4 protein-coding genes and 1 pseudogene are annotated in these 3,674 nt (G+C 62.9%); 1 reads left to right on the forward strand and 4 read right to left on the reverse strand.

Annotated features, from left to right (window positions below; genetic code table 11):
• From EN991_RS27290 to EN991_RS27305, 4 genes and pseudogenes are all read right to left on the reverse strand, one after another.
• A pseudogene (locus tag EN991_RS27290) lies at nucleotides 1-349 on the reverse strand (branched-chain amino acid ABC transporter permease); the annotation flags it as partial.
• 12 nt (nucleotides 350-361) lie between these two features.
• The gene (locus EN991_RS27295; protein ID WP_013530211.1) at nucleotides 362-1,075 is read right to left on the reverse strand and encodes an ABC transporter ATP-binding protein; all 714 of its coding nucleotides are present in this window, start codon (nucleotides 1,073-1,075) and stop codon (nucleotides 362-364) included.
• Nucleotides 1,072-1,809: an ATP-binding cassette domain-containing protein gene (locus EN991_RS27300; RefSeq protein WP_127366362.1), complete on the reverse strand. Its 738-nt coding sequence runs from the start codon at nucleotides 1,807-1,809 to the stop codon at nucleotides 1,072-1,074. The genes EN991_RS27295 and EN991_RS27300 overlap by 4 nt, the downstream gene beginning before the upstream one ends.
• Nucleotides 1,810-1,812: 3 nt before the next feature.
• Nucleotides 1,813-3,066, reverse strand: coding sequence for an ABC transporter substrate-binding protein (locus EN991_RS27305; RefSeq protein WP_127369918.1), 1,254 nt, complete (start codon nucleotides 3,064-3,066; stop codon nucleotides 1,813-1,815).
• Nucleotides 3,067-3,256: 190 nt separating this feature from the next.
• Between EN991_RS27305 and EN991_RS27310 the strand changes: the two genes are divergently transcribed.
• On the forward strand, nucleotides 3,257-3,674 hold a 418-nt coding region (locus tag EN991_RS27310; RefSeq protein ID WP_164769397.1), incomplete at its 3' end, for an alpha/beta hydrolase.

Consider the following 3,674-nt stretch of genomic DNA (forward strand, 5'->3'; position numbering starts at 1 on the left):
GCCCCCAGATGGGCAGCGCGCCGTTCTCGATCAGCGACCCGGCTGCCAGCGTGGTGATGACGACGACCAGCACGATGTTGGGTCGGCCGATCAGCGGCCGCACGACACTCGCCTGCAGGATCCAGCCGACGCCGGCCATGACGACGACGGCGATGGGAAAGGCGACCGCCGCCGGCAGGCCGAGTTCGACCAGCTGCCAGGCGATGTAGGCGCCCAGCATCATGAACACGCCATGGCTGAAATTGAACACGCCGATCGTCGTCCAGACCAGAGCCAGCCCGACCGCCATCATGGCGTAGAGCGAGCCCTGGAACAGGCCGCCGAACAGGATTTCCGCCAATGCGCTCATCTTCGGATTTTCCTAATGGCCAAAATACATCGACATGATCTCGCCGTGGTCGAGGCTTTCGCCCGGCTTGATCTCGGTCGCAACGGCGCCATGGTTGACGAGGTAGAGTTGCTGCGTCAGTTCCAGCAGGAATTCGATGTCCTGCTCGACGACGATGAGCGGTACGCCGCCGCGCGAAATGTCCATGACGGAGGCGCAGAGCTCGTCCTTGATCTTGGGCGCCAGCCCCAGCGTCGGCTCGTCGAGGATCAGCAGGCGCGGATGGCTCATCAGCGCCGTGCCGATCGACACCATCTGGCGCTCGCCGCCCGACAGCGTGCGCACGCGCTGGCGCCAGCGTTCCGCCAGTTTCGGGAACAGCTTGACCACCTTTTCGCGGTTTTCCGCCTCATGCGGCCGGGCCCGCGGCGAATAGGCGCCGAGCGCCATGCAGTCGGCGATCGAGAGATCGGGAAACAGCCGATTGCCTTGCGGCACATGGATCAGGCCGGCGCCGACGATGGCGCGTGCGCTGTGGCCGACAATGTCTTGCCCGTCGAACAGGATGCGGCCGCTCTTCGGCTGCAGAAGCCCGGAGATCGCACGCAGCAGCGTCGTCTTGCCATGGCCGTTGGGGCCGAACAGGCCGACATTGCCGAAACGGCCGGCCTCCAGCGAGATATCGTGCAGCACGGTGACGCGGCCATAGCCGGCGGTGACGCCTTCGACGCTGAGAATGGGATTCACGCCGCCGACCTCCTCGTGCCGAGATAGGCTTCGATGACGTGCGGATCGGCGATCACGCCTGCCGGATCGCCGGCGGCCAGGACGCGGCCATTGTTGAGCACCAGCAGATGCTGCGAAAGGCTCATCAGGAAAGTCAGCACGTGCTCGATCAGAAGGATGGTGATGCCGCGTTCGGCGGTGCGGCGGATCAGGCCGATCGACGTCTCGATCTCGGGTTTGGTCAGGCTCGATGCCGGCTCGTCGAGCAAGAGCATGCGTGGCTGCATGGCGATCGCCGTGGCGAGCATCAGGCATTTGCGCTCGAACACGGACAATTCGCCGGCAAGCCGGCCGAACGACTGGGATCCCAGGCCGACGAACTCCAGCGCCTCGGCGGCGGCATTGCGGGCCGTGGCCGCTGTCTTTTCCTGCTTGCCGTAGCTGGCGCCGATCAGCGCGTTCTCGAACACGGTCAGCCCGTCGAAGCTGGTCTCGCGCTGAAAGGTCCGGGCAAGGCCGAGGCGCGCGATGGCGTGTCCCGATTTGCCGTTTATGGCAATGCCGTCAAAGCGGATCTGGCCCCGGTCGGGCCCGAACGGGATGCCGGTGATGATGTTGAACAGCGTGCTCTTGCCGCTGCCGTTCGGGCCGGCGATACCGAAGATCTCGCCGGCCTCGACCTTGAACGACACGCCATCGACGGCCTTCAGCGAACCGAAGGCCTTCGACACGTCGTCCAGTTCAAGCAGGGCCATTCCCTACTTCATCCAGGGCTGGAGCTTGAAGGCGCCGGTGGCATATTTCTCAGGCGAGATCAGCGTGCGCTGGCCATCCCAGATCTGGAAGAAGGTGATCGGAATATAGTCGTCGCCCTGCGTGGCAAGGTGGGTGGCGGGATCGAATTTCAGCCGCCCTTCCGCGACCTGCTTGTCGGTCTCCGACAGCGCCTTCATGATCGCCGCATGGTCGGATGCGCCGCCGACCTTCTTGACCGCGTCGAAATAGACATTGGTCATTTCGTAGAGGCCGACGCCGTAGGTGCCGCTCTCGACGCCGTATTTTGCCTTGAACTTGGCTGCCACCTCATCGGCGCGCGGGTTCTTCGGCGTCGTCAGCGCGCCGCCGAGCAGGTTGTAGATGACGCCATCCGATTTCTTGCCGGTCAGCTCGACGAATTCCGGAACGCTCGGCGCGTATTGCAGGAAGACGAGGCTCTTGGTCGGCTGCTCGAGGAACTGGTTGAGGAACGACGCCGAATTGCCCGGCAGATAGTCGGTGTTGATGACGACATCGGGAACGTTCTCGCGCACCTTGGCGAGGATCGAACGCCAGTCGGTCACTTCGCCGAAGGGTACGATCTCGTCGACGGTGATGGTCCAGCCCTTGTCCTTGAAGGTCTTCTTCATGCCTTCGGAGATGGTCTTCGAATAGGCGTTGTCGGACGAGATGATGGCGACCTTCTTGGTCGGCAGGGTGATCTTGCCGTCGGCCGCGAGCTTCTCGACGAACAGGGTGACGTCGGTGTTGTAGGCGTCGAAGGAAGGCGTCAGTGACCAGCAGCACATGTATTTGTCGGGGCTCGGCGCGATGATGTCCCTGGTCTGCTGCGAGGTGGCCGCCAGCATGTAGGGCATTTCCGCCTCGGCCATGTTGTCGATCTCGAAATTGGTCAGGCTGGCATAGCCGGTCAGCATGAAGTGCACGCCCGGATCGCCAAGCAGGCGTTCGACGGCGCTGGTGACGTTGCCGGCGGACTGATCCTTGACGTCGCCGACCACCAGTTCGAACGTATCCCCGGCAACGCCGCCGGCTGCGTTCGCTTCGTCGATGGCCATCTGCACGCCGCGCTGGAATTCCTGGCCGTCCGCCGCGGCAGGGCCGGTGAGCGGCGCAAGCAGGCCGATCTTGACGACGTCGGCAAAGGCGGGGGCGGCTGATGCGGCAAACATGCCGATCAACGTCGTGCTCATCAGCTTATGGCGGATTCGACTTGCGGCGGATTTGGGCTTCATCGTGCTGTTCCCTGTTTTCCTCCCGTTCATCGGGAGTTGGATAATTGACAATCTACGCATAATTGTTCTTATTTGAAAAGGATTTTTCAACGCAACCTGGCCGGGAACAAGGTTCCCGCAAAGGTATGGAAGCCGTGGCGCTTTGCTGCGCAACTGCATTAAAACAGGGCAATTCCCGACGGAGCGGACAATGACGATCTCGCAGAAGACCCTTGAAACCAGCCACGGCAAGATCGCGGTGCGTGAGACCAGCGGCCAGGGAACCGCTGTCATGCTGATCCACGGCAATTCATCTTCCAGTGCCGTTTTCCGCAACCAGTTGGACGGCCCGTTGGGCGAGCGATATCACCTCATCGCTCCCGACCTGCCCGGTCATGGAGCGTCCGGCGATGCGATCGATCCAGAGCGTTCCTACAGCATGGAAGGCTATGCCGATGCCATGACCGAAGTGCTCGGGCTGCTCGGCATCGACAAGGCCATCGTCTTCGGCTGGTCGCTCGGCGGCCATATCGGGCTTGAGATGATCGACCGCTTTCCCGGCCTGCTCGGCTTGATGATCACCGGCACGCCGCCTGTCTCGCCCGAGGAGGTCGGCAGCGGATTCAAGC

Source organism: Mesorhizobium sp. M7A.F.Ca.US.005.03.2.1 (genome assembly GCF_003997795.1).
Lineage (GTDB): Bacteria > Pseudomonadota > Alphaproteobacteria > Rhizobiales > Rhizobiaceae > Mesorhizobium > Mesorhizobium ciceri.

What these genes read in the sequence shown, in the direction of transcription:
- EN991_RS27305 (WP_127369918.1), bottom strand. Translation starts at nt 3,066, where the DNA reads ATGAAGCCCAAATCCGCCGCAAGTCGAATCCGCCATAAGCTGATGAGC.
- EN991_RS27300 (WP_127366362.1), bottom strand. Translation starts at nt 1,809, where the DNA reads ATGGCCCTGCTTGAACTGGACGACGTGTCGAAGGCCTTCGGTTCGCTG.